15 protein-coding genes and 12 pseudogenes are annotated in these 25137 nt (G+C 57.1%); 17 read left to right on the forward strand and 10 right to left on the reverse strand.

What is annotated here, in order from left to right; genetic code table 11:
• Positions 1-143: 143 nt before the first annotated feature.
• A pseudogene (locus MHI61_RS01220) lies at positions 144-818 on the reverse strand (IS3-like element ISRel21 family transposase); the annotation flags it as partial.
• Between the two features lie 31 nt (positions 819-849).
• Positions 850-1538 (reverse strand): annotated as a pseudogene (locus MHI61_RS01225) (transposase).
• A 1462-nt stretch (positions 1539-3000) separates the two neighbouring features.
• Here MHI61_RS01225 and MHI61_RS01230 point away from each other — a divergent pair.
• Positions 3001-3432 carry a hypothetical protein gene (locus MHI61_RS01230; protein WP_239789226.1) on the forward strand — a complete coding sequence of 144 codons (432 nt, stop codon included), beginning with the start codon at positions 3001-3003 and terminating at the stop codon, positions 3430-3432.
• A 31-nt stretch (positions 3433-3463) separates the two neighbouring features.
• Here MHI61_RS01230 and MHI61_RS01235 read toward each other — a convergent pair.
• A pseudogene (locus MHI61_RS01235) lies at positions 3464-4643 on the reverse strand (IS256 family transposase).
• 158 nt (positions 4644-4801) lie between these two features.
• Here MHI61_RS01235 and MHI61_RS01240 point away from each other — a divergent pair.
• Together MHI61_RS01240 and MHI61_RS01245 are read left to right on the forward strand one after the other, a co-directional pair.
• Entirely contained in the window at positions 4802-5068 is a 267-nt protein-coding gene (locus MHI61_RS01240; protein WP_164736476.1) for a hypothetical protein, read from the forward strand.
• 111 nt (positions 5069-5179) lie between these two features.
• Positions 5180-5467 (forward strand): annotated as a pseudogene (locus tag MHI61_RS01245) (reverse transcriptase domain-containing protein); the annotation flags it as partial.
• Positions 5468-5607: 140 nt separating this feature from the next.
• Here the strand turns inward: MHI61_RS01245 and MHI61_RS32730 are convergent.
• From MHI61_RS32730 to MHI61_RS01265, 5 genes and pseudogenes are all read right to left on the reverse strand, one after another.
• Positions 5608-5943, reverse strand: a complete 336-nt coding sequence (locus MHI61_RS32730) for a hypothetical protein (RefSeq protein ID WP_011053424.1) — start codon at positions 5941-5943, stop codon at positions 5608-5610.
• Positions 5944-6397: 454 nt separating this feature from the next.
• Positions 6398-6744: pseudogene (locus tag MHI61_RS01250) on the reverse strand (SDR family oxidoreductase); the annotation flags it as partial.
• A 48-nt stretch (positions 6745-6792) separates the two neighbouring features.
• Entirely contained in the window at positions 6793-7383 is a 591-nt protein-coding gene (locus MHI61_RS01255) for a nuclear transport factor 2 family protein (protein ID WP_011053426.1), read from the reverse strand.
• A 167-nt stretch (positions 7384-7550) separates the two neighbouring features.
• Positions 7551-7805 (reverse strand): ferredoxin, encoded by a 255-nt coding sequence (locus MHI61_RS01260; protein ID WP_004678571.1) that lies wholly within the window; start codon positions 7803-7805, stop codon positions 7551-7553.
• 20 nt (positions 7806-7825) lie between these two features.
• Positions 7826-9005, reverse strand: a pseudogene (locus MHI61_RS01265) (cytochrome P450).
• A 306-nt stretch (positions 9006-9311) separates the two neighbouring features.
• On the opposite strand from MHI61_RS01265, the gene MHI61_RS01270 reads away from it, so the two are divergent.
• On the forward strand, positions 9312-9485 hold the full coding sequence (locus MHI61_RS01270) for a hypothetical protein (protein WP_010009909.1): 174 nt from the start codon (positions 9312-9314) through the stop codon (positions 9483-9485).
• A 596-nt stretch (positions 9486-10081) separates the two neighbouring features.
• A complete protein-coding gene (locus MHI61_RS01275) occupies positions 10082-10798 on the forward strand; it encodes a Crp/Fnr family transcriptional regulator (protein ID WP_010009905.1) in 717 nt (238 codons plus the stop codon).
• Here the strand turns inward: MHI61_RS01275 and MHI61_RS01280 are convergent.
• Together MHI61_RS01280 and MHI61_RS01285 are read right to left on the reverse strand one after the other, a co-directional pair.
• Positions 10788-10877 (reverse strand): annotated as a pseudogene (locus tag MHI61_RS01280) (L,D-transpeptidase); the annotation flags it as partial. The gene MHI61_RS01275 and the pseudogene MHI61_RS01280 overlap by 11 nt on opposite strands.
• Before the next feature lie 57 nt (positions 10878-10934).
• Positions 10935-11153: pseudogene (locus MHI61_RS01285) on the reverse strand (cobyrinic acid a,c-diamide synthase); the annotation flags it as partial.
• Between the two features lie 527 nt (positions 11154-11680).
• Between MHI61_RS01285 and MHI61_RS01290 the strand changes: the two are divergent.
• The 12 genes and pseudogenes from MHI61_RS01290 to MHI61_RS01345 all read left to right on the forward strand — a co-directional run bounded on the left by MHI61_RS01290 (position 11681) and on the right by MHI61_RS01345 (position 25105).
• Entirely contained in the window at positions 11681-12220 is a 540-nt protein-coding gene (locus MHI61_RS01290) for a peroxiredoxin (RefSeq protein ID WP_004678566.1), read from the forward strand.
• 75 nt (positions 12221-12295) lie between these two features.
• Positions 12296-13746, forward strand: a pseudogene (gene rpoN, locus MHI61_RS01295) (RNA polymerase factor sigma-54).
• A gap of 529 nt (positions 13747-14275) precedes the next feature.
• Positions 14276-14593: an iron-sulfur cluster assembly accessory protein gene (locus MHI61_RS01300; RefSeq protein ID WP_239789227.1), complete on the forward strand. Its 318-nt coding sequence runs from the start codon at positions 14276-14278 to the stop codon at positions 14591-14593.
• A gap of 969 nt (positions 14594-15562) precedes the next feature.
• Positions 15563-16760 (forward strand): annotated as a pseudogene (gene nifS / locus MHI61_RS01305) (cysteine desulfurase NifS).
• Positions 16761-17099: 339 nt separating this feature from the next.
• On the forward strand, positions 17100-17483 hold the full coding sequence (nifW, locus tag MHI61_RS01310; RefSeq protein WP_004678534.1) for a nitrogenase stabilizing/protective protein NifW: 384 nt from the start codon (positions 17100-17102) through the stop codon (positions 17481-17483).
• Between the two features lie 176 nt (positions 17484-17659).
• Positions 17660-18509: pseudogene (locus MHI61_RS01315) on the forward strand (electron transfer flavoprotein subunit beta/FixA family protein).
• 15 nt (positions 18510-18524) lie between these two features.
• Positions 18525-19634, forward strand: a complete 1110-nt coding sequence (locus MHI61_RS01320; protein WP_004678527.1) for an electron transfer flavoprotein subunit alpha/FixB family protein — start codon at positions 18525-18527, stop codon at positions 19632-19634.
• Between the two features lie 9 nt (positions 19635-19643).
• The gene (locus tag MHI61_RS01325) at positions 19644-20951 is read left to right on the forward strand and encodes an FAD-binding protein (RefSeq protein ID WP_239789228.1); all 1308 of its coding nucleotides are present in this window, start codon (positions 19644-19646) and stop codon (positions 20949-20951) included.
• A 12-nt stretch (positions 20952-20963) separates the two neighbouring features.
• The gene (locus MHI61_RS01330) at positions 20964-21263 is read left to right on the forward strand and encodes a ferredoxin family protein (RefSeq protein ID WP_004678523.1); all 300 of its coding nucleotides are present in this window, start codon (positions 20964-20966) and stop codon (positions 21261-21263) included.
• Positions 21264-21482: 219 nt separating this feature from the next.
• Positions 21483-23172: pseudogene (gene nifA, locus MHI61_RS01335) on the forward strand (nif-specific transcriptional activator NifA).
• A gap of 213 nt (positions 23173-23385) precedes the next feature.
• On the forward strand, positions 23386-24864 hold the full coding sequence (gene nifB, locus MHI61_RS01340) for a nitrogenase cofactor biosynthesis protein NifB (RefSeq protein WP_029875523.1): 1479 nt from the start codon (positions 23386-23388) through the stop codon (positions 24862-24864).
• A 34-nt stretch (positions 24865-24898) separates the two neighbouring features.
• Entirely contained in the window at positions 24899-25105 is a 207-nt protein-coding gene (locus tag MHI61_RS01345; protein ID WP_008536545.1) for a 4Fe-4S binding protein, read from the forward strand.
• Positions 25106-25137 lie beyond the last annotated feature (32 nt).

Raw genomic sequence — 25137 nt, forward strand, 5'->3', positions numbered from 1 at the left:
CTGGAGACAATCGCACCCAGCTCCCAATCGAAAAATGTTGAAGCTTTCGATCCTGACCTGCCACTGACGGCGATTAGAGCCTCGGCGGTCTTGAAACGCTCCCAAACGTTGGACCACCGGATGCTAGAGTTTTCCGGCTTCATTCAGGGAGGCGGGCTGGTTGCGCCTCCCGAATTCACCAACGAGATCGGCACCTTGTTGCCGATCGCACCATGAGGTCTTTCCTCATTGTAGTATCTACGCCAATCCTCCATCTTTTCGCGGGCATCCGCAAGGGTCAGGAACCAATGCTGGTTCAGGCATTCTGCACGGAAGCGGCCATTGAACGCTTCGATGAAAGCATTATCAGTCGGCTTGCCGGGGCGTGAGAAGTCCAACGTCACACCCTTGGAATAGGCCCACAGGTCCAAGTCGCGCGACACGAACTCGGTCCCTTGGTCGACACGGATCGTTTTCGGATAGCCGGCTTTTTGGCACACCCGTTCAAGGGTTTGCACAACGTCTTCGCCTCTATAGCTATGACGTGGATCAAGCACCGGCACGTAGCGCGAGAAGGTGTCGACCACCGTCAGCACGCGCAGTTTCTTACCCGTTGCGAGTTGGTCGTGAACGAAGTCCATCGCCCAGACGTCGTTGGGTCCGACGGCCATGTGCCGATCCTCGCGAAGCTTGGCTTTTACCCCCCGCTTCGGTGTCTTGTTCCGCAACTGTAGCCCCAAGTCCCTGTAAATGCGGTAGGTTCGCTTGATGTTGGTGCCCCAACCCTCGCGTTCCAACAGCACATGCACGCGGCGATAGCCGTAGCGCACCCGCGTCTCAGAGCCCGATTCAAAAGTTCATTCGTATATCCTATCTTGCGATGCGCCTTGTGAGCATTCTGATTGAAGCGATTTGCGCCCATGCGGTTGCGCTTTCGATCGATTTCTCCCAATCCTTGGCGAGACGGCGGCAGCGTCCAAGCCAGGCGAAAGTTCTTTCCACCACCCATCTCTTGGGCAGGACGACGAAGCCCTTGGCGTGATCCGAACGCTTGACCATTTCGATCGTCCAGTCACCATGGCCGCACATTGCTCGCCTCAACTTGGCTCCGGCGTAGCCACCATCGGCGAAGATGTGGCGCAGCCACGGAAAACGGCGGCGGATCGCCTTGAGGACATGGGGTGCGCCGTCGCTACGCTTTGGCTGTCGATAATCCCTGCCGTCGGTTGCGCCTCCCGTCCCTCGATTTCCCGCGCCGCCATCACCAGAAGCTGGTTGATGCTCTGCCACAGTCCGATCGCGCGCCAAGCATAAAAATAACCGCGCACTGTCGAAACCGGCGGAAAATCGCCCGGCAGCATGCGCCATTGGCAGCCGCTCGAGGCGATATAGAGGATCGCCTCCACGACCGAGCGCATATTCGTCGTCCGACGCCGCCCGCCACGACGCGCTGGCGGGATCAGCGGTTTGATCAACGCCCATTCCCGGTCCTTCAAATCACTTGGAAAACGAAGCACGTCTCGGTTATGCTCACGGCGAGCGATAGCAGTCCAGCTCATCGAAACCCCATTTGATTTAGCACCAATAGGGAATCACAACTGACTGTTATCGCTCAACTTCTTTTAAATCGGGCTCTTAGGCAATTTCGGCGGAGGACGGATTATCAAATATACCGGGCATTACCACTTGGTGTATTCTGCGTGCTTCGCGGTTATACGAGCCCTATTTGTTGTATCAATACTTATGCCATCGGATACGACCGAGTCTAATACCGGAGAAAAGATCGCTTAACCGCCCGAATCATTTCAAAAAATATTACAGATAGTGGAGGAAGCCCGTGGGCTTACGTGTAATCGCGTGTTCTGCTCCCCAGTTTTCTCACGGCGAGGCGGGCGAAATGGCATTATCAAGCGCCGATCCGGCAAGCCTCTACAATGCCTGCAGATATGCTGCGTCACTGGCATCCAAGGCGGAAGGTGCATGGGGCGAAAGCAATTGGCGCGGCACCAGGAGTGACAGGCGACAATCAACGCTTCTGCTATCTGACAGGGACGATGTGCAGCGAAGGCTAACGCCGCTATTAGTCCGGGTCCGGCCCAATTTAGTTCTCATAGGAGCGATGTCGATATGCTTCCGTGGTGCGATTGAGACAGCGAAATACATCAGAGAGTTTCTAGGCGATGACGTTTGTATCGTTCTTGGCGGTCGCCACGCCACCGAAACAATATATCGGGATGACGAAAATCGTGTAAGACATCATCTAGCGTCCCCTCTGCGGCTAATTGCTGACGGAAAAGTTTCCAGCTGTTTCGACATCGCGCTCTCCGGAGATGGTGAACACTTTATCGCGGAAATTGGGTGCGTCGTAGCTTCCTTGGAAGCAAGAGGTTTTTCGCCAAGGGAGGCGAAATTCTCATTGGGCCACCTGACGACCACCCCGGGGCACTGGATCGCCGGCACAATCATGGACGATCAGGTCCACACTGTGTGCTCTTCGGGCATGCCGCTCGATTATAATGGGATGCCATCCCCAGCCGAAATGTTCGGAGTTACAACTAGCTTTGACGTGTTTGGTGGCGCGCCTACCGCGCACGTCTTCAGCGACATCGGGCGTGGATGTATCTATGATTGTATCTTCTGCAGTGAGAGGATCAGCGTTGGCGGGCCTCCTCGACAGTTCAAGATAAGCCCCCACCGGTTATGCGGCCAACTCGCAGCAGCCCGCCGCGTAGTCAAGGCAGATTACGGCGAAAACTTTCCTGTCTCGGCGTTCATTGAAGACTCAACTCTTCTTGGATGGAATTCGGCCCTCGTAGCCCAGTTTGAAAAGGTATTCGACCCACTCGAAAATCCTGTGCGGCTTGGCGGACAAGCGACCATTGACCAAATTGTCAATAACCCAGCCCTTGCACGAAGACTAGGCCGCATGGGCCTGGATATCTTTTCATCGGGGTCGAGACACCGCGCCCAGAACTTGTTGGAGGTCTTCACAAGAACATCGCCACCAAGAAGGGTTCGTGGATGGAACGCGCGGACAAAGCAGTTGAGATCTTGTCCGAAGCCGGAATCAAGGTTGGGGTATCCCTCCTATTTGGTATGGGCGAGGGAGCTGCTGAAAGGCAGCAATTGTTTTCGGCCTTAGAATGCTGGCGGAAAACGGGCTCTCTGATCACAATCAGCATGAACTGGGCCGTCCAACACCCTTTGAGAAACACGGTTCAGGGGAATGAATATACCTATTTGGATTGGGCGGTGTCGCCCGGTCCCATGCTGTCGTTGTTAAGGAATTTTGGCGAATCCTCTGAGATCTATCCAATTGCCGGCGGTACAAGCCCAGACGAAGCCTCCGTAAAGGATATTCTCCAAGCCACCAAGGAGATCATGGCTATGCCGCCTGCACACCCAATGCAAAAGCAAGAAGCGGATCATGTCCCAGGACGTGGTGTAGCTTAGACGACCACGGCTCATCCCAGCCGGATGAGTGTCAGCTTGCTGCTGGCAGGCTGATGAGGGGATCATCGCTCATTGTGGCGATTGTCTCAAGTGTCATGTAGCGGGATCGCTGGACGGCCCATTCATCGTTCTGTTCGAGCAGCAGCGCACCGACCAGGCGCACGATGGCGTCGTCGTTGGGGAAGATGCCGACGACCTCTGTCCGCCGCTTGATCTCGCCGTTCAATCGCTCAATCGGGTTGGTCGAGTGAAGTTTGGCCCAATGCTGCTTGGGACATGTAGGCGAGCACGTCTTGCTCGGCGCTGTCCATAAGACTGGTGAGCTTCGGTACCTTTGGCCTGATCTGGTCGGCGACGTTGCGCCACTGAGTGCTTGCCGCCTCCGGCGTGTCCTGAGCGAAGGCCGTGGCAATGAAGGCGGAGAAAACTCGGCGTCCGCTCTTTCCAGCATGGGCCAAGGCATTGCGCATGAAGTGGACCCTGCAGCGCTGCCAGGTGGCGGAGAGCACCTTCGATACTGCGGCCTTGATGCCCTCATGCGCATCGGAGACAACGAGCTTCACGCCACGCAGACCCCGCCTGGTCAGCTTTCGAAGAAACTCCGTCCAGGTCGCCTCGGCCTCGGACGTGCCGAGCACCTCGCGTCGACCGTCGGTGTTGACGCCGACGGCGATGATTACGGCGACGGAGACAATACGACCACCGCGCCGAACCTTGAGGGAGGTCGCATCGATCCACAGGTAGGGCCATTCTCCTTCGATGGGCCTGTCGAGGAAGACCTTCACCTTCTCATCGATTTCTTCGCACAGCCGGGATACCTGGCTTTTGGAGATGCCGCTCATGCCCATGGCCTTGACGAGGTCATCGACGGATCGGGTCGAAACGCCATGGATATAGGCTTCTTCGATGACCGCCGTCAGGGCCTTCTCGGCCATCCGGCGTGGTTCGAGAAAGCTCGGGAAATAGCTGCCTGTGCGAAGCTTGGGAATGCGCAGCTCGACGGTGCCCGCCCGTGTCTCCCAATCCCGGTCGCGATAGCCGTTACGCTGGGCCAGTCGGAAGCCATTCTTCTCGCCATAGCCCGCGCCGGTCTTCGTGCCGACCTCCAGCGCCATCAGCTTCTCGGCAGTAAAGCCGATCATCTCGCGCAGCAAATCGGCATCGGCGCTCTTCTCAACGAGTGAGCGCAGGTTCATCATGTCGTCGGTCATCGGTGGTGTCCCTCAGGTTGGCTCTAAGCAACCCGACCCTACCGGAAATCACCGATGGCTAGGAAATCCAGCTACACCACTTCTTGGAACAAGAATAACGCATCCAAATATTGTGGAAGCGCTTTAACCGAAAGTATTATCCGAAATCGAGGCGGAACATGTCTAGACAAATCGTTTTCGTGCGCGAAAAATACCCTTCTGAATTCCGCACTATGATCGTGCCGAATGAAGTGCCGTACTACACAGAAAAGGGCTTTGAGGTATTCGTCGAGCTTGGTATCGGCGAAAAAATTGGCTTTGCGGAACCAGCCGGATGTCCTAAAGCGCCGGCGTGTCTGGTTCGACGGCCAACTGATCTCGATCCAGAACAGCTGATCTTCATCGACGAAAGTGTGCTGCAGAGGCACGGAAGGAGTTCAGTATGAGCTAACCCCGTAACGTGAAGCTGCGTGAATGATGGAGGATGGCCCTCCGGGATCGGCTTTCAGGAGCGGGTCTCAAACCAGTCCGAACTGCTGCGATAAAGAGCCGTGGTGGCTGGGGCTTACTTTCCGCCGCCGGTGCGCGTCGTCTCCATTCCAAAGAAGACCGGAGGCGAAAGGGTTTTGGGTGTGCCGACGGTCAGTGATCGGATCGCGCAGATGGTGGTCAAGCAGATGATTGAGCCGGATTTAGGGCCGCTCTTCTTGCGAGACTCCTATGGCTACAGGCCGATGAAGTCGGCTTTGGATGCCGTTGGGGTAACGCGTCAGCGGTGCTGGAAGTACGATTGGGTTCTGGAATTCGACATCAAAGGGCTGTTCGACAATCTTCCGCATGATCTCTTTCATCGAAACCCCATTTTGTCGTCGAACGCTCGTTGCGTGATCGCCCTTGATGAGAAACCCTTTTAGCCAGTTCCAACGCCGCGGCCGGACATGGGGCAACCATTGCCCGATTGACCCCAGTCTCCAACTTAAGTGGCTCAGCTCTCTTCAATGAGGCCACAGCTAGCAAGGGCAGAGACGAAATCGTGAACGTCGCATTTGGTGACGTCATACCGTTCTGATTTAAGCTCGCTCAGTATCCTTGGTAGTGTATACTCGCCGTCCAGTTTCGAAACCAAACCGGCGACCCAAGGCGGAGGAGATTGGATGATCTTTCTTGATTTCTGGGATTCCTTCCCGATCCAGATACTCCCGTCGTCGGCTACAAACACCTGATGAGAACGCTTTAATAACGGCTTAAAGTAGTGCACGAGCGACCTCACTCGGTACGAGGGGCGACATCGCACCTGAATTTGCAGCCGGGACAGACACACGTCGCCCTTGTTGCAGTTTGACGTCTTCTTCGCCAATGGCAGAACCGCGGTGGACGGTCCGAAACATAACGCCGTTCATGCTCTTTTCCTCCTCTTCGAGCCTTTCATTTGGCCCAACCCTCGCTGGCGATTTTCCAGCTTGTCAAGAAGTATAAGGCGGCTTCGGGAGGCCCATACGGTCGTATGAAGCCCCACTTCACCATTACGGTCGACTCGGCGCCCATTGCTGATAAACAAAACTCCAATCTCTCGGCATGTGGTAGATCCAAAAATCGTGCCAGCTGCAAAAAGAGCCTAGGAAAAGTTTTCCTATTTGCTCGGAGCCTAAATGCAACTGCATCAACAGCGCCCGAACAATATCGCGTCGCGTTTCAACAAATCGGCAGCGCCGCATGCGCGCCAATCAACCGCAGACGAGGGAGAAAACTCCGAGCAGCTCCGGCAGTGTTCTGGTAAGCGCGTCGCCGTTTTCCGCAAAGCGGCGCACAACGGCAGCGCCTATGCAGTCCGCCCCGCCATGACAAGCGCAATTCGCGCGGTGGAGTGCTCGGCAGGAGGGAAGAGTTCGGCTCGTGGCGTCCCGGGCATGGCGGGTGCGCCTACCCCGGTTATTAAACGATCTCCAGCCACCGTCGACGGTCACCACAGACCCGGTGACGCTTGCGCGCTGGCGAGAAAGCGCACCGCTCGGGCAATTTCGTCTGGACGCGCCACGCGACCCATTGGCACCCGGCTGCGCACCGCGGTGAGGTCTATCTTGCCCGCGCGTTCAAGTTCCGAAACCATCGGCATGCGCACGTAAAAGTTCCCTGACCAACGTTGACGATCTCGAGGCTGAATCCTGATCGATCAAGTCTCACTTTCATCCTCTTGAAGGAATGCAGTCTTCCTAAATGCGTAGACGGGGTCATCGGGACATGATGCTCCGATCGGCTGCCGGTGGCCGAACTGCTCAGTCTCGGATGCCGCGGCCAAGATCTGCTCCTCGACTAGATCATAGACCACCGTCCGTTCGGCAATTCTCCAATCCCCTCCCTTTTTCAGGAACAGATCGCAATAGCGGCCGCAGATCAGGGCCTGACTTAGCGTTCCGGCCTTGTCCGGTGCGCGTTGCAGTGCGGCGAAGTAACTTTCGACGGCGGCTTTTTCCGGGCTGCTGAACTCAATCAGAATGTTCGTGATTTGATGGATGTTGCGCGGTCCCGTCTTGAAGACACCAAGGGCGAACTCGATGAAGCCCTCGGCCGAACCGGGATAGGTCCCGTGATTGTCACGTGCATCGGGCCAGTAGGAACTGCGCAGCGCCCTTTCATCGGCGCGGTCTATCCCGCGGCAATACCGATAGAGGCAGTCGCGGAGCGCCTCGCGGTCGAGCAATTCGGTAATTTTTTTTTGTGTTTCATCGCTTGTCGCACATCTGATATCGGGGCGCTTACCCATCCAGTGACGCAGCCAGCTTTCAACTGCTCGGCTGACGTAAGGAAAAACCCTCCCTCTGCTTAGGCATGCATGTAAACAACTGCCCTTAGAAGTAGACACCAATGGGAGAGCTGCGGGTAAGGTGTTTGGACAGCGACGGCGCCGTCATGCACCAGTTGCGTTGCGTTTCAACCCCCACAATGTTGGTTGAACAAAAGGCGATCGAGCAACGCATCCGAAACGCAATCTATCTCCAGCGCACGTTCAGGGCAGGATCGAGCGCCTCGCGACGCGAACAGTTCGTCCCTCTCCTCGACATCGATTGCACCGGGCAGTATGTATCCCTCGTCGTCAAGATTGAATATTTCGGGCGCTTGGGCCCAGCATCTTGCATGACCTTGGCATTTGGAAGTGTGCACTATGACGCGCATACGGTACTCCATGTCTTTCCTCCTCTCAATTATCAGGACCAGTCCAGGATCAGATTCTCCATTCCAAACACGTGGCCCCCATAGGTGATGGGCGCCGTACCATCCTTGATACGGAAGTCAGGGATGCGCGACAGCCACTCCTCCAGGCCGATGATGATCTCTCGCCGGGCAAGGTGTGATCCAAGACAGCGATGGGGACCGTACGCAAAAGCGGTGTGGCGATTGTCTTCTCGTGCCAAATCGATCGTGTTCGGATTTTCGAATTCCACCGGATCACGATTGGCAATCATCGTGGCGCAGGAAATGTAGTCACCCTTACGGATCGGCGCGCCTTCGAAATTGATATCTTTCGTCGCCACACGGATCATCTGCACGGTCGAATAGGCGCGAAGCAGTTCTTCGGCTGCGAGCACAATTCGATCCGGTTTGCTCCGCAGCAATTCCTGTTCTGTCGGATTGCGCGCGAGATAGGCCAGGTCAAAGCCGATCGCCGTTGCCACGGTGTCCAGTCCCGCGACGAATAGAAGCACGCCTATTCCATGGATTTCCTGGTCTCTCAACAGGCGGCCGTCGACCTTTGCCTGCACGACGAAGGTCATGAAATCGTCGGCCGGTTCTTTGCGGCGCATCGCTGCAAGTTCATCGATGAACGCCAAAATTGTTCGGGCGGCTGCGGTTCGTCTGATGCCGTCGCCGTGGAGCAGGTCCTTCCCCCAGCCCACGAATGTATTGAGGCGCTCATCGGATAAGCCGAGCAAACGGAGGAAGATACTAACCGCAAAAGGAAAGGCGAAGTCCGTCAAGATGTCGCAGCTTGTGCTCGACGCGGAAATCTTGGAAATCAACGCAATCGCCCGATCACGGACCGCCGGTTCAAGCTCCATTATCCGCCTGGGCGAAAGCAGCGGATTGAGAAGTGAGCGAAACACGCTGTGAGCCGGGGGGTCGAGTTCAAGCGGGATCAGCGGCCAGTTTTCGCCAAGCGCCGAGGCGAAAAGGCTCCGATGGCTGGAAAAGGTTCCGGTGTCCTGCAGCAATTTGCGTTGGTCCTGAGCGCGAACGATGACCCAGGTACCTCGGCCATCGCGCGTATTGCAGGGAGAATAAAAGAATTCTCGGTCCATTATGGAGGCAAGCGACAGCTGCGTGCGGATCCCCATTTGGCATGCGCTCCATGCCGGGCGACGTGAACAGGCTGAAGTCCTTCACCATTTCGGGAGGGACATGTTCTGGAACCCTAATGGTAGCCACTGCTTTTCTCCTGTCATCAAAGCCCCTTCGCCGAGAACGAATTCTCCTCGGAGAGGGAGCGAGCAAAATCGTTGAGCGCCAGATTTCCAATCTCAGCAGCGCGAGGCGCCAATGACATGCGATGCAGCGATCAGATCGCCGTGCGGCTCGAAATCCACGCTGCTTTGTTGGCCGAAGTCGAAATTTCTTGGATGCCTCGCCCGCCCTTCCGGTCGACATCGGATTTTCACGGGTACCTCTCTTCCGGTAAATGCGTTCTGAGCACAGATGCATTTTGATTTCCTCCGCTCCATGGCGGTCACCAAAGAAACCGGCCGACAGTCCTTGCCGCCCCGCAAGAAGAACTTCAAAGTTCATGCCAATTTGATTGATTTGGCCGGAAAGAAATTTTTCAATTGCCTTTCAGCGCTTTGGCTCAAGGCAGAACTAAAGATTGGCTGATCAAGGCCGTGTCGCGTATCTAACAAAACCCGACATCAGGTGCCGGATGCCATCTATTCAGGTGCGACTTTTTTCCAGCCACCACAGCCGGGGGCCAGAGACAGCGCGACGAGTAACGAATGTCCTGATGTACTGCGATGCAGTGGGATAGCTTGAGGGTGGGTAGCTTTGAATTGTGGCATCGAGCTAGCGGCGGAATTCCGGGAACAGCTCGAAGCGTGCTACTCCTTTGTCCTGAATGTCAGTTCTACCAGCCCGACGACACCACCCTAAGAGTCGGCGGCAATCTGCCGATTGGGTGTTGCCTGACAGCAATGGGTATGGTGGCCTACCGTCCGCCGAGACGGAAGGCGATGGCCGCAGAAAGCCCGCTCAAGCGGCGGGCCGAAAATGCCGTCCGAAACAAATCCACAAACTGCCCTGCCTGGCACGGCAAGAGCGTGGGTACGGAGATTTGATCTGGATCAAATCGCAATCCCGATGAAATTGATAGCCATCAAAGACGCGCTGGAAGAAATAGGGATAGCCGAAGTCGCAACGGCCGCGTGGTCGTCTCGGGCATGTCCGGCATAGGCGGTTTTCGAAGGGATCAGGACATGGACGTCGCACGCAGTGAGGTTCTCGTGATTGGCACTTCCGTCGCTTGCCGTTCCTGCCAGGCGCGGCACGGCGTCGTTTGCGGCGCCTTGTCGGCTGGCCAGCTTAGCGAACTTGGCCGCCACTCGCTGCGCCGCAAGGTCGACGCAGGCTGCGAGATCATTGCACAAGGATCGGAAAACTCTTTCTATTCGAACATCACGCGCGGCGTGGTGAAGCTCTGCAAGGTGATGTCGGACGGGCGCCAGCAGATCGTTGGCCTGCAATTCGCCCCCGATTTCGTCGGCCGCCCCTTCGTGCGCGAAAGCACGCTGTCGGCCGAGGCCGCGACCGATGCGGAGATCTGCGTGTTCCCCCGCAATTTGCTCGAACGCATGATATTGGAGACTAGGGAATTGCAGCGTAGCCTGCACGCTCAGGCGCTGAACGAGCTGGATGCCGCGCGCGAATGGATGCTGACGCTCGGCCGGCGGACCGCCGAGGAGAAGGTCGCAAGCCTGCTCCACCTCATTGCCGCCCACGCCGAGACGGCGACGAGCACTGCCTTCGATCTGCCGCTATCGCGTGCCGAGATTGCCGACTTTCTCGGGCTGACGATCGAAACCGTCAGCCGCCAGTTGACCCGGCTTCGCAAAGAGGGCGTCATCCGCATCGAGAACATCCGGCATATCACCGTGCCCGACATGGATGCGCTCGCAAAGAAAATCAGCGGGTAATTACCACCCGCGTATTGGAAAGGCCAGCCTGGCGCGCCAGCGTAAAGAACTAGGCGGCATTGTCGGGATGCAGACGGACGTGCCGGGCGCTACCACATCGAGCATTCCGGGCGAGAAAACTTCTAGTCCCGGAGCCGCCGGCTTGCAGCTCGGGATAGCCGCCGGGCAGGTGGGTGGCGTCGCCATCGGCGCCGGGCGCCCAGCAGGTCGCCAGCGAGCTGAGCGGTGAGCGGTGAGAGGAACAAAATATCAGCTCCGCGGCGACGTCAGCCGAGCAACAAATGCTCGTAGGCCAAAGGCTACATAGCGCGACCCGGGTGCCGGTCGGCATCAGCCGATCGATATTGGCGGCTGCGAGCTCTTCACGCCCCCAACCTGCGGATATCCGCCATCGTCGTCTTCTGTGACGAAATTATCGGAGCCGTTTGCGTTTCACCATTTTTCGATGCGCGGTCCGAGCCTGGCGCCCCCTTTTTGTCGGACCTCAAACTTTCTTGTGCAGTTTCAAACAAGAAAACGTGCGCGGGTAGACATACGCACGAGCAGAACCTCAAACCCCGTGACCCGCGCCTTCCCGCCGCGACCGGACTGGCGGGCAGTATGCTAAGGTTCTAAAAGGCGGCAGAGAAACCTTGATCGAGATGCGGTCGGAAGTAGCCGAAACAGCGCCCGGCCGTCAGCGCGGCACAACGGCTTCACAATTCGCTCGCCCGCACGAGCAGCGCACGAGTGCGGCGACGAAGGCCCTGTGCTGACCGCAAGTCCATCTCCTTCAGGCCAAATGGCATGACGCTTGCTTGCCCTGGCGTGTGGGCCGAGGTCGGATTCGTGTTAGCCGTGACTGAGAGGCCGCAAATAAATTTTCCTAGAGGAGCTTCATTGATGACCATGGAAAAGCAGGTCCCTATTGTCACCTTTCGCACGCGGGTTCGCGACGAGTCTATATCCGGTCCCAACCCCTACCGCTGGGAAGACAAGACGACCGACGACTATTTCAGCGGTAAGCGGGTAATCCTTTTTTCGCTGCCGGGCGCCTTCACGCCAATCTGCTCCACCTTCCAACTGCCTGATTTCGAAAGTCTTTATGTCGAGTTTAAGAAGAATGGCATTGACGACATCTACTGTCTCTCCGTCAACGATGCCTTCGTCATGAATGCTTGGGGCAAGTCTCAGGGGTTGAAAAATGTCAAGCTTATCCCGGACGGTTCGGGAGAATTCACTCGGAAAATGGGTATGCTCGTCGCCAAGGACAATCTCGGTTTCGGTCTGCGCTCCTGGCGCTACGCTGCCGTGATCAATAATGGCGTCGTGGAGGGGTGGTTCGAGGAAGAAGGCTTTGGCGACAACTGCGCAACCGATCCGTATGGCGTTTCTTCGCCGCAAAACATTTTGAAATGCCTTAAGGCCCCAGCCTTCGTATGAGCATTGAAGCCAACGACCAGCAGCTACGACTTGTCGTGCACACCTGCGCCGAACGATAGGAGTTTTGCTCGAACCATGAAGTCCTTTACAAGCCTTCATCAGCGTCAGCAGCAATCGCTGGTTATTACGCCCCAGCTCATCGCGTCTATTCGCTTGCTGCAGCTGGCGCACACCGAACTGAATCAGTTCGTGGAACAGGAAATCGAGAAGAACCCATTTCTCGACCTGGCGTCGAATGACGGCGGGGCTTCTGGCGTATCGCCAACTGCGGCGGATGATCCAAATATCAGCGCACGCGAAGACCACGTTGATGGACCGGCCAGGACGGACATGCCTGAGCTGTCTAGTCCCTGGAAATCAATCCGTGACACAGGCAACCTTTCGCCGGGGAAAGGCCTTCCCTGGATGAGTTCGCCGCCTCAACTGAGACATTGCACGAACATGTCGCCCATCAGATCGCCCTCACTGCCTTCACACCCCAGGAGCGGCTGATTGCTGGCGCGCTTGCCGACCATCTGGATGACACTGGGTATCTGCAAGTGAACCTTCTGGAGCTAGCAGAGAGGCTAAATAGCCCTGAGGCTGGAGTGAAGCGGGTTCTTGAGGCTTTGCAGCTATTTGACCCGCCGGGCATATTTGCGCGAAGTCTGGGCGAATGCCTCGAGATTCAGTTGCGCCAACGAGACCGGTTCGACCCGGCCATGGCAGCTCTGGTCGCAAATCTCGAGTTGCTTGCGCGACGCGATTTTCGAGCACTGAAGCGACGTTGCCGGGTCGATGAAGACGACCTTCTCGATATGTTGAACGAAATTCGTGCACTTGACCCAAAGCCTGGAAACCAGTTCCAGTCCGCAAGGTCGGAATCCATCATACCCGACGTCTTCGTCCTACCCTCGCCGGGAGGCGGATGGCACGTCGAGCTTAATCGGGAGATTTTGCCCAAGGTACTGATCAACCAAACCTATTTTGCGCAAGTTACTCGCCTAACCGCCCAAAGCTCGAAAGATCAGTCATTCCTCAACGAATGCTTCCAGAGCGCGAGCTGGTTGGTTCGGAGTCTCGATCAGCGCGCCACGACGATCCTTAAGGTGGCGACCGAAATCGTGCGCCACCAGGATGTCTTTTTGGAAGATGGCATTGCTCATCTTCGCCCTCTGAATCTTAAGACCATCGCTGACGCGATCGACATGCACGAGTCCACTGTAAGTCGGGTAACGTCGAACAAATACATTCTCACGCCCCGCGGCGTGTTCGAGCTCAAGTATTTTTTCACCGTCGCGATCCCGTCCTCACAAGGCGGTGACGCGCACTCGGCCGAAGCTGTGCGCCATCAGATAAGGGCACTTATTGCCGCAGAGACGCTCCATGATGTGCTGTCCGACGATGGCATCGTTGCCAAGCTCAAGGAAACAGGCGTCGACATTGCTCGCCGCACAGTCGCCAAATATCGCGAGGCGATGAACATCCCCTCGTCCGCGCAACGCCGGCGGGAGAAACGGTTTGTACTGGCGGCCGCGGAGGGATAAGTCCTTTGTACCGTAGGTGATGCCCTTTTCCCAAAAACCGCGGAACTGAGGCACATGTGACATTGTGCCTAGTCCTCTCCATGGAGGATCGACTTCATATGGGCTGGCGACCGCAGCCTCGTCACGGGAGCTTCAAAAGTTGTTCCGGCCGCTTAAGCTAACGTTCTAGAAAAGATTAGATGTCTGTTCCATAGCCCAAGCGCTTCAGGGGCTAAGCGGTTAATCACGAAACTCGTGCAGAATTTTTATGTCGCGCAAGCGACAAATCTAGAAGCAGTTGTCGCCTCCCATTCATTTTCGCCGAACCGCTGGGATTTCGGTGCGGCGGCAACGAGAGCCTCAACCGAAAATGATAGACGGAGATACGCGGGCAGACGTTCTGGAGTTGGCGCGCTTTCGAGATCTCCGATGTTCGACGACGCAGGAATACAACACGCGGGCTGATCGAACTCTTGGCCTTCCTTACCGCTTGGCACGACGCATGCACGGTAATCCGAAAATGCGCCATCGAACAAAAAGGAATCATCCCATGATCAAGCTCACAGAGAATGCCGCCGCCATCATGAACGTAACGCTTTCCCGAGCCGAGCAGGCGGAAGGCTTTCGCATCGCGGTCGAGGCAGGTGGATGCGCCGGCTACAAATACCTGGTGGGGCTAGAAAGCGTCCAGGGCGAGGGCGACGCGGTGATCGAAACAAATGGGGTCAAGGTGTTCGTTGACGCAAACTCCCAAGCACACATCAACGGCATGACGATCGACTTCGTGACGGGACCAGAAACCTCCGGTTTTGTCTTCGACAATCCCAATGCGCACCAGAACTGCACTTGCGGCAAATCCTTCGGCTGATCACCGAGAAAGCGAGAGAGCCATGCGGAATTATTGCGAAAAGGTCATGGTTTCCTTTTTCAATCCGAAGAACGACGGCGTGCAGGAAAATCCCCTCAGCGAGACCGCGGCAGTTTCCTACGGTAGAGGGCCTGAATTGATAATTGGAGTCGATCCAACGGTGGGAGCGTTTCTGGTGACGCCGTCGTCCTTGCGTTCCAACCCAGCGACCGCCTTCTCGCCAGCGCTGGCCGAACTCATAACCCTAAAGCCCGCCGAAGCGCCTCAAACCGTCCGTCAGGAGACAGCAGGCTTTTTAAGCGGTTTGCTGCCGGAGAAAAAGGTCTGCTCATCAACGGATTATCCTGAGGCAGCAAAATTTTTTGGCGGGCATCCGGGCCAGGATTCCAAAGGAGACGCTCCCTCTGCAAGCAGTTCCGCGCCGAGGAAAGGTGAGCGAAGACGCGTGCGTGTCAAGAGGCTTGATTTCATGACCAAGTCGCTCACTTCGCTAGATCTGGCAGTAGACGGACGACACTCGTTCAAGCCGTCGAAGACGTGTCAGCGGTTTATACAGTACTGGTCGTCGAAAGCCTCGCTCCGGCAGAGGAGGACGATCAGACCGTCACAACAGAAATCTGAGGCCTGGAGAAATTGGCAGGGTCGAAATCGATGTTGTAGCCGGCAATCGCGTAGGACAGGGTCTAAAAATCGCCGCAGCCTGCAACAGTTCAGTTCTCAGCGACAAGCTAAGCTGGCGACCCATCTAGTTAAGCAGCCGCGGCGAATCCAACCGTTGGAAAAGGCGCGAGCGCACAACGTTCTTCCCTTCCTACTGATGGCGGCGATGCGACGTTATCGATGCCAACAAGATCGCATGACGCGCCATCGCACGACTCCACCCCGCGCTGCTTGCCCGAGGTTAGCAAACAACAGCATGTGCAAGACGCCGCAGCATTGTCACCGCTTCCCCTCAGTCGAGATCCACCCATGAGAGCGATCTATCTCGACAATAATGCAACGACCAGAAGTCGATCCTGAAGTGGTTGAAGCCATGCTGCCGTTCTTTGCGGATCAGTTTGGAAACCCTTCGTCGACGCACGCTTTTGGCTCCTCTATCCGCGAGGCGGTGAGGAAGGCGCGCCGGCAATTGCAAGCGCTGATCGGCGCCGAGTTCGATCATGAGATCGTGTTCACCTCGGGGGGGACGGAAAGCGACAATGCGGCGATCCTTTCGGCGCTGGAGGTGATGCCTGAGCGCACAGAGATCGTGACTTCCGCAGTCGAGCATTCAGCGGTGCTGACACTCTGCGGCCATCTGGAGAAGACGCGCGGCATTAAGGTACACAGGATCCCAGTGGATCGACATGGACGTCTCGATCTTGACGCCTATGAGACCGCCCTCACTCATCGTGTAGCGATTGCTTCGATCATGTGGGCGAACAACGAGACGGGAACCATTTTCCCGGTCGCTAAGCTTGCCGAGATGGCCAAGAGAATCGGTGCACTTTTCCACACCGACGCGGTCCAGGCGGTCGGCAAGGTTCCAATGGACCTCCAACCTACTGCAATCGACATGCTTTCGTTGTCCGGACACAAATTCCATGGACCAAAAGGCATTGGTGCACTCTATCTCAGGCGGGGCTTATCTTTCTCCTCACTGATCAAGGGAGGTCATCAGGAGCGCGACCGACGCGCAGGGACAGAAAATACGGCCGGGATTGTCGGTTTAGGCAAGGCTGCCGAACTCGCCCTGAAATCAATAGACGACGAGAGCACCCGATTAAAGTCGCTCCGAGATCGATTGGAGAACGGCATTGTCCAGCGTGTTCCAGGCGCCTTCGTAACCGGCGATAGGCTTAAGAGGTTGCCGAACACGGCGAACATCGCCTTTCAACGTGTCGAAGGAGACAGTATGCTCCTTCTTCTCAACCGCTATGGCATCGCCTGCTCTTCCGGCTCTGCTTGCTCCTCCGGTTCGCTGGAGCCGAGCCATGTCTTGAGGGCAATGGATATCCCTCATGCTATGGCGCACGGAACAATCCGCTTCTCGTTCTCGCGCGATAACTGTGACGAGGATGTCGACCGGGTGCTCGAAGTTTTACCGGGCATCGTTGAAAGGCTCCGGAGCCAATCCCGTTCCGGCCACGTGGCCGACACGAGCAGCCGGGTTCGTTCAGGGGAGTAGGAGCAGGCACGCTCATGAAACGGCAATTCCTTTTCACCGATACGACCTGCATGACGGCACCGGCATCGTATGAACGATCAGGTAAAAGCCGGGGCTCTCAGTCACATAGATCGCCGGTTCACCGCCCATGCGTGTTCATGGAGGGGGCCCAGCGCCATATCATCTTAATCAATCTCTCGACACCATCGGTGGATCGCATCCGACCATCAGCCTATGCCGACTCCAGTTGCAACGCGACTGCCTTGCGCCTAGCCGCGTCGAACCACGCATTCCGTACGTTGCAGCTTAAGCTACGGGAGAACGATCTCGCGATCACCGCTCACGACCAGGGGGAATCTTATGTGCCGTTGCTCCGCTGACAGCAGTCCCGTCGATGTCAAAGACATCCTCAATCGGCTGAAATCTCTCTCGGCTGCGGAGGAGTTCTTCGAAGCCCTAGGGGTCCCCTATGACCCGAAGGTTCTCGATGTCTCACGACTCCATATCATGAAGCGTATGGGCCAATACCTCGCGGCAGAGGACTTCTCCCATCTCCCAGACCGGGTAATCGCTGCTCGTGCCCGTGCCATACTGGAAAGGGCCTACTGTGATTTCGCGACCTCCGCGCCGCTCTCGCACCGGGTCTTCAAGGTGCTCAAGGACCACAATCCGAACAGACCTGTCACACCCGGCCGCACCGTTGTCCCGTTAGACTCTTTCCTGAAGCCGTTCGAAAAGAAGTGAGCACGGTTGCGACACGACAATGTCGGGAAGCTTACAATTCAGTCATATGCTAGCAACGTCGGAATCGAAGCCATTTCAATGTGATAGAGAACGCCAAACGGTTGGCACGAATGATGCACGCAAGCATGTGTACTGACAAGCCCGCCACCCATAGAGGGAGGGAGTAAGAAACCGCCATGCACATAGTTATCTGTATCAAACAGGTACCGGAACTCCGCACAAATACGAGTGCATCCGGTGACGAACACAATCATGCGTCAGGGGGTGCCAACCATCATCAACCCCTATGATCTGTTCGCCCTTGAAGAGGCGCTCCAGTTGCGCGACCGCCATGGCGGCGAGGTGACCGTGCTCACCATGGGGCCGCCCATGGCAGAGGACGCGTTGCGCAAGGCGCTCACCTACGGCGCCGACCGCGCCGTACTCTTGACCGACCGTCATTTTGCCGGCTCCGACACTCTGGCGACCTCGTTTGCTCTTTCGCGAGCCATCGCGAAGATCGGAGAGGCCTTCGGTACGCCCGATATCGTCTTTACGGGCAAACAGACCATCGACGGCGATACCGCCCAGGTTGGGCCTGGCATCGCCAAGCGCCTCGACCTCCTGCAGCTCACCTACGTTGCCAAAATCGTCTCTGTCGACATCAATGGGCGCGAGATTACGGTGGAGCGCCGCTCGGAAGGGGGCACGCAGACGCTGATGAGCAAGCTCCCTTGCCTAATTACAATGCTCGAAGGCACAAACGAAATCCGCCGCGGCTCGCTCGATGACGCGCTACGGGCCGCGCGCAGCCAGATCGTGAAGTGGAATGCGGCCGACGCTGGCATAGAGGACCTCACCAAGTGCGGCCTGCGTGGCTCGCCAACCGTCGTTAAGAGGGTCTTTGCCCCTCCTGAGCGGGCGGAAAAGGCGGAGCAGATCGACACCGCGGAAAAAACACCGCGCGATCTCGCGGAGGAGTTGATCGCTGGGATCTTTTTGCGCCAGCCGGCGCTCGAAAGCGAACTCGCCTTTGACGGCGAATGAAGGCAAGGAGCGACGATGTTGAGCACGAATCGAGAGAGCCCTCCTCCAGCCGCTGGCCGTGCCGCCATGAAGAAAGAGCTGCCCGATCAGTTTAAGGACCATCGGCACGTTTGGGTCTTCATCGAGCTGGAGCGCGATCAGGTGCATCCCGTCTCCTTCGAGCTGCTCGGCGAAGGCCGCAAGCTCGCCGACAAGCTGGGCGTCCAGCTTGCCGGCGTCGTTCTCGGACCACCGGGAGAGGCCACGTGGTTTGCCATCGCCGAGGCTTTTGCTTATGGCGCCGACCTGGCCTACCTCGTCGAGGCCCCACTGCTCGCCGACTACCGAAATGAGCCTTTCACCAAAGCATTGACGGATCTGGTTACTAACTACAAACCGGAAATCCTTCTTTTAGGGGCAACGACGCTCGGGCGCGACCTTGCCGGTTCCGTGGCGACGACCTTGTTGACAGGGCTCACGGCGGATTGCACCGAACTTGATGTGGATGCGGACGGCTCGCTTGCGGCGACCCGGCCGACTTTCGGCGGCTCCTTGCTTTGCACGATCTACACGCTCAACTGCCGGCCGCAGATGGCAACGGTCCGGCCGAGGGTCATGGCCATGCCTCCGCGCGGGAATAATAAGATCGGACGCGTCATTCAACACAAAGTGTCGATGATCGAGGAAGAGATCGTCACTAAGGTCCTCGGTTTCTTGTCCGATGGCCAGTCGGCGACGGCGAATCTCGCCTATGCGGACGTCGTGGTTGCTGGAGGCCTCGGTCTCGGCGCGGTGGAGAACGTGAAGCTTATGAAGAAACTCGCGCGGACGATCGGGGCCGATTATGGCTGTTCGCGCCCCCTCGTCCAAAAGGGCTGGATGCCTGCTGATCGGCAGATCGGCCAAACTGGCAAAACTATCCGGCCGAAGCTTTACATAGCAGCCGGCATTTCCGGCGCCATCCAGCATCGCGTTGGCGTCGAGGGAGCTGATCTTATTTTAGCCATTAACACCGATCCTAACGCGCCGATTTTTGATTTCGCCCACCTCGGCGTCGTCACCGATGCGATCCGTTTACTGCCGTCATTAACGGAACTCTTCACCCATCGACTGTCGCCGCACAGTCGCGATAAGCTTGCAAACTGAGGGCGCCCCATGACTGAGGAAAACTTCGACGCCATAGTTATCGGGGCCGGCATGGCCGGAAACGCAGCTGCTTACACGATGTCGAACCGCGGCATGAAGGTGCTGCAGTTGGAGCGTGGCGAGTATCCGGGCTCCAAGAATGTGCAGGGCGCCATCATGTACGCGGACATGCTGGAGAAAATCCTGCCGGATTTCCGGGATGATGCGCCTCTGGAGCGGCACTTAGTCGAGCAGCGCTTCTGGATGATGGACAACTCGTCCCACATCGGTATGCAATACCGGTCGGACGACTTCAACGAGTCGAGACACAATCGCTACACGGTCATTCGCGCCCAATTCGACAAATGGTTTTCACGCAAGGTGCGCGAGGCCGGAGCGACGCTTCTATGCGAGACGACCGTGACGGAACTCGTTCGTGATCCAAAGGGCAAGGTGATTGGCGTTCGCACCGACCGCGCCGGCGACGTGATTCTTGCTGACGTGGTCGTTCTCGCAGAGGGCGTCAATGGGCTGCTCGGCACGCGTGCTGGATTGCGTGACACGCCAAAACCGGAAACTGTCGCGCTCGCCGTCAAGGAAATGCATTTCCTGGCCGAAGAGGTAATTGACCAGCGGTTCGGCCTCCAGGCCAATGAAGGCTGCGTCATCGAGGCAGTTGGCACGATCTCTCGCAACATGGCCGGGCTTGCCTTCCTCTACACCAACAAAGAATCGATCTCGATCGGCATTGGCTGCCTTGTCTCCGAATTCGCGGCAACAATGGAAAGTCCTTATGATCTGCTCGAAAAATTCAAAAGCCATCCGTCGGTAAAGCCGCTGATCGCAGGAGCGGAAGTCAAGGAATATGCGGCGCATCTCATTCCAGAAGGTGGTTACAAGGCAATTCCGCAGCTTTTTGGTGACGGCTGGGTCGTCGTCGGCGACGCGGCACAACTTAATAATGCGGTGCACCGCGAGGGGTCCAACCTCGCCATGACGTCGGGGCGCATCGCCGGCGAAGCAATCGTCCAGATCAAGAATCGCAAAAAGCCGATGGTCAAGGAGAACCTCTCCCTTTACAAGTCGATGCTTGAAAAGTCGTTCGTTATCAAAGACTTGCGGAAATACAAGGACATGCCTGCCCTGCTGCACACCAATTCCCGCAATTTCTTCACGACTTATCCAAGGTTGCTGTCGCAGGCCGCACAGAACTTTGTGCGAGTCGATGGCACCCCGAAGATCGACAAGGAACGGGCGACCACGGGCACCTTCATCAAGGCACGCTCCCGCTGGGGGCTGTTTGGTGACGCGGTTCGCTTGGCGCGCGCGTGGCGATAAAGGAGAGATGAGATGACGGTTGCAGTGACGAACATACGCGTAGAGGACAAGCTTTACCAAAATCGATACGTGGTCGATGCCGGACGCCCGCATATTAGGGTGCGTCCACACGATTGGCCAAGCGTAAATCTGTATGCCCTCACAAGTGTCTGTCCGGCCAAGTGCTACGAATTGAATGACCAGGGCCAAGTGGAGGTTATCGCCGACGGGTGCATGGAGTGCGGCACGTGCCGCGTACTCTGCGAGGCAAGTGGAGATATCGAGTGGAACTATCCGAGAGGCGGTTTCGGCGTTCTCTTCAAGTTCGGATAAAGGTTGCAACTCCACGATTCAGAACCAACTTGGGTTTGCAGACGGGCGCATCGGAAACTTGCAGAGGTGCGCGTTGCAGATTGGTATTAGAAATTACTATATATACATGCAAGCAAGGGTGATAAGAAACGTTAGACAACCCAAGGCCATATAATGACCCACATGCCCGCCCGACCGGTCGATGGAGCGGAACCCCTATCTGCGCTACCTGCTGGACCTATGCGCCAAGCGGGCACGCAGCGCAGCGGAATCTACGAGATATCAAAGGTACTGACTGCCCCCGCCCGGCTAGAGATTACGCTTGCCAACGTCGTGAACGTCCTCTCTTCCTTTCTGCAGATTCGATGCGGAGCAATCGTTGTTCTAGACGCTGAAGGTCAGCCCGAGATTGCCGCAACTGGCGACATCCCCCCATCCTCTCAATCAGCCGCTCGAGGCGTTATACCTAAGGCCGTAATCGACCATATCGCGACGACCGGTATGCCCTTAATCGTAAAGGATGTCAGCAAGTCCGAATTATTTCAGGCTGAGCCGCAACCGCCTTGGAGCAGCGGCACCGTCCCGATTTCTTTTATTGGCGTTCCGGTAAAAGCCGATAATAAAATACTTGGCACAATATCGATCGATCGCGTCAGGAACGACGCCGCCCCCTTCCCCGCCGACGAGGACGTTCGCTTTCTGACCATGGTCGCCAATCTGGTCAGTCGGACGATCAGGCTTCATCGTTTCCTGAACCTGGAGGGTCGGCGACCTATCGGCGAACAAGAGAGACCGGAGAAGCCGATCATCGCGCAAAGGGGCGCGCCGGGCCGACATCCACCCGTCAAAATCGACGGGATTATCGGGGATAGCCCGGCTCTCCAGCAGGTGGTTGAAACCGTCTCGGTGGTGGCGAGGACGAATTCCACCGTGCTTCTGCGGGGCGAAAGCGGCACCGGCAAGGAATTTTTTGCACAGGCGATCCATGAACTTTCCCCTCGTAAAAACAAGCCGTTCGTCAAATTGAACTGCGCCGCGCTGCCCGAAGGCGTCCTGGAATCGGAGCTGTTTGGGCATGAAAAAGGGGCTTTCACCGGGGCCATCGCGCAGCGCGCCGGACGCTTCGAACTGGCAAATGGCGGAACGCTTCTGCTTGACGAGATTGGCGAGATTTCGCCCGCCTTTCAAGCCAAACTGCTGCGCGTCCTGCAGGAAGGCGAACTGGAGAGGGTGGGCGGAACCAAGACGCTTGCGGTCGACGTCCGGCTCATATGCGCCACGAATAAGAACCTCGAGATGGCTGTTGCAAACGCCGAATTCAGGGCCGACCTGTATTACCGCATCAGCGTAGTTCCAATTGTCCTGCCGCCGCTTCGAGAGCGACCCGGCGATATTCCACGCCTTGCGAACGCTCTTCTTGACCGATTCAACAAGGAGAACCAACGCGAGCTGACGTTTTCGTCGTCGGCGATCGAGGTGATGTCGCAATGCTATTTCCCAGGTAACGTCCGGGAACTCGAAAACTGCGTGCGAAGGACTGCCACCCTTGCGCGTTCAAGCTCGATCGTTTCGTCTGATTTTGCCTGCAAGAACAGCCAGTGCCTTTCGTCGCTCCTCTGGAAAACCGACGGGTCGCCCGGCGGCATCACCGTCGATGGGCATGCCCGGAGCAATGTGATGCCGACTTCATCGCCGCGCTCGGGCGGGAGCATCGGTGCGTCGGACGAGGTATCTTCCGTCAAGGCTTGTGATCCGCACGGTTCCGGTTGTCCCGCAATGGAGTTCGCGCCTCACGCAACGGGACCGGTTGATCGAGGCGATGGAAAAGGCCGGATGGGTTCAGGCCAAAGCGGCTCGTATTCTCGGCCTTACGCCTCGTCAGGTCGGCTATGCTCTACGCCAGCATCGCATCGAGGTGAAAAAGCTTTAAGCGCCTGGGTGATGTTGGACCTTCTCGATCTCCAATGCCTGGTTTGGTGGCTTACGGACAACTCTTTTGTCGACTGTCGGAAGCTTGACAAGTCTGTGTCCGAACACGGTCGGAAACGGGCAATAAATGCAAATTCTTAAAGCAAATCCCGTCCTTGGGATGGCATGGCTTTTGCGTTTTGAAAGGCGACGTCAACTAGCAACGGAGCACTCAATGTCCGCACCGATGATTTCGCTTGAAAGTGCGACCAGCACGACATCCTTGGATCAATTGCTGGCGACCGCGAAACCGAGTGGCTGCACATCCTCGTCATGTGGCGTGTCCACAAAACCGGCCGACGTGGACCAGGCTATCTGGGCGAAGATCAAAAACCACCCCTGCTATTCAGAAGAGGCTCACCATTATTTCGCGCGCATGCATGTCGCGGTCGCACCAGCCTGCAATATCCAGTGCAACTATTGCAATCGTAAATATGACTGCGCCAACGAAAGCCGCCCTGGGGTCGTCTCGGAAAAGTTGACGCCAGACCAGGCGCTGCGCAAGGTCATTGCCGTCGCCAACGAAGTGCCGCAGCTTTCCGTGCTGGGTGTCGCCGGACCGGGCGATGCCTGTTACGACTGGAAGAAGACAAAGGAAACGTTCGAACGAGTTGCGGGGGAGATCCACGACATCAAGCTGTGCATCTCCACCAACGGGCTTGCGCTGCCGGATCACGTCGCCGAACTTGTCGACATGAATGTCGATCACGTGACAATTACGATCAACATGGTTGACCCTGAAATCGGCGCAAAGATCTATCCCTGGATCTTTTACCGCAACCGTCGTTACACCGGCATCGAAGCTGCGAGAATTCTGCACGAGCGGCAAATGGTGGGCCTGGAGATGCTGACCGCGTGCGGCATCATCACCAAAGTCAATTCGGTGATGATTCCTGGTGTCAACGACGAACACCTGGTCGAGGTAAATAAATGGGTCAAGGAGCGGGGGGTGTTCCTGCACAACGTCATGCCGCTTATTTCCGATCCGGCCCATGGCACCTACTACGGCTTGACCGGACAGCGCGGCCCGCGGGCGCTCGAATTGAAGGCGCTCCAGGATCGTCTCGAAGGCGGCGCAAAGCTAATGCGCCATTGCCGGCAGTGTAGGGCCGATGCCGTCGGCCTGCTTGGGGATGATCGGGGCCAGGAGTTCGCACTCGACCAGCTTCCCGGAGAGATCACCTATGACGCCCGTAAGCGCGAGGCCTATCGGGAAGTGATCGCCCGCGAACGCGGCGATCACGCGACCGCCAAGAGCGAGGCAATCGAGACAGTCAAAGCAGCCGGCGATGGGTCCCTCCACGTCGCGGTCGCGACAAAGGGTGGCGGTCGCATCAACGAGCACTTCGGCCACGCGAAGGAGTTCCAAGTATACGAAGCTTCGTCGAGAGGCATCACCTACGTCGGGCATCGCAAGATCGAACAGTATTGCCTCGGAGGCAGGGGCGAGGAAGCCACCCTCGACGGCATCATAACTGCGCTGGTCGGTATTGACGTCGTGCTATGCGCCAAGATCGGGGAGTGCCCTAAGACTAAGCTCATGGAGGCCGGGGTTCGGGCAACGGATGCTTATTGCTATGACTACATCGAGACCGCCATCGGCACCCTCTACGCCGCCAAGTTTGGCGTCGAACCACAAGCGGCGACGGCGTGAGCGCTCTTAATCCGACATCTTCAGGAGTTTAAAAATGGCCTTCAGGATCATAGCGTCCCAATGCACCCAGTGCGGTGCCTGCGAGTTCGAATGCCCCTCCGGTGCGATCAGGTTCAAAGGTGAGATCTACGTTATCGACCCGGAAAAATGCACCGAATGCAAGGGTACCTTCGAAACGCAGCAATGCGCGGAGGTTTGCCCCGTGCCGAAGACCTGCGTCCCCGCCGCACCTGCGATTTGACCTTCAGCATGGTCGGGGCTCCTGCGGAGAAG

This window comes from Rhizobium sp. K102, assembly GCF_022385315.1.
GTDB classification, from domain to species: Bacteria; Pseudomonadota; Alphaproteobacteria; order Rhizobiales; family Rhizobiaceae; genus Rhizobium; species Rhizobium croatiense.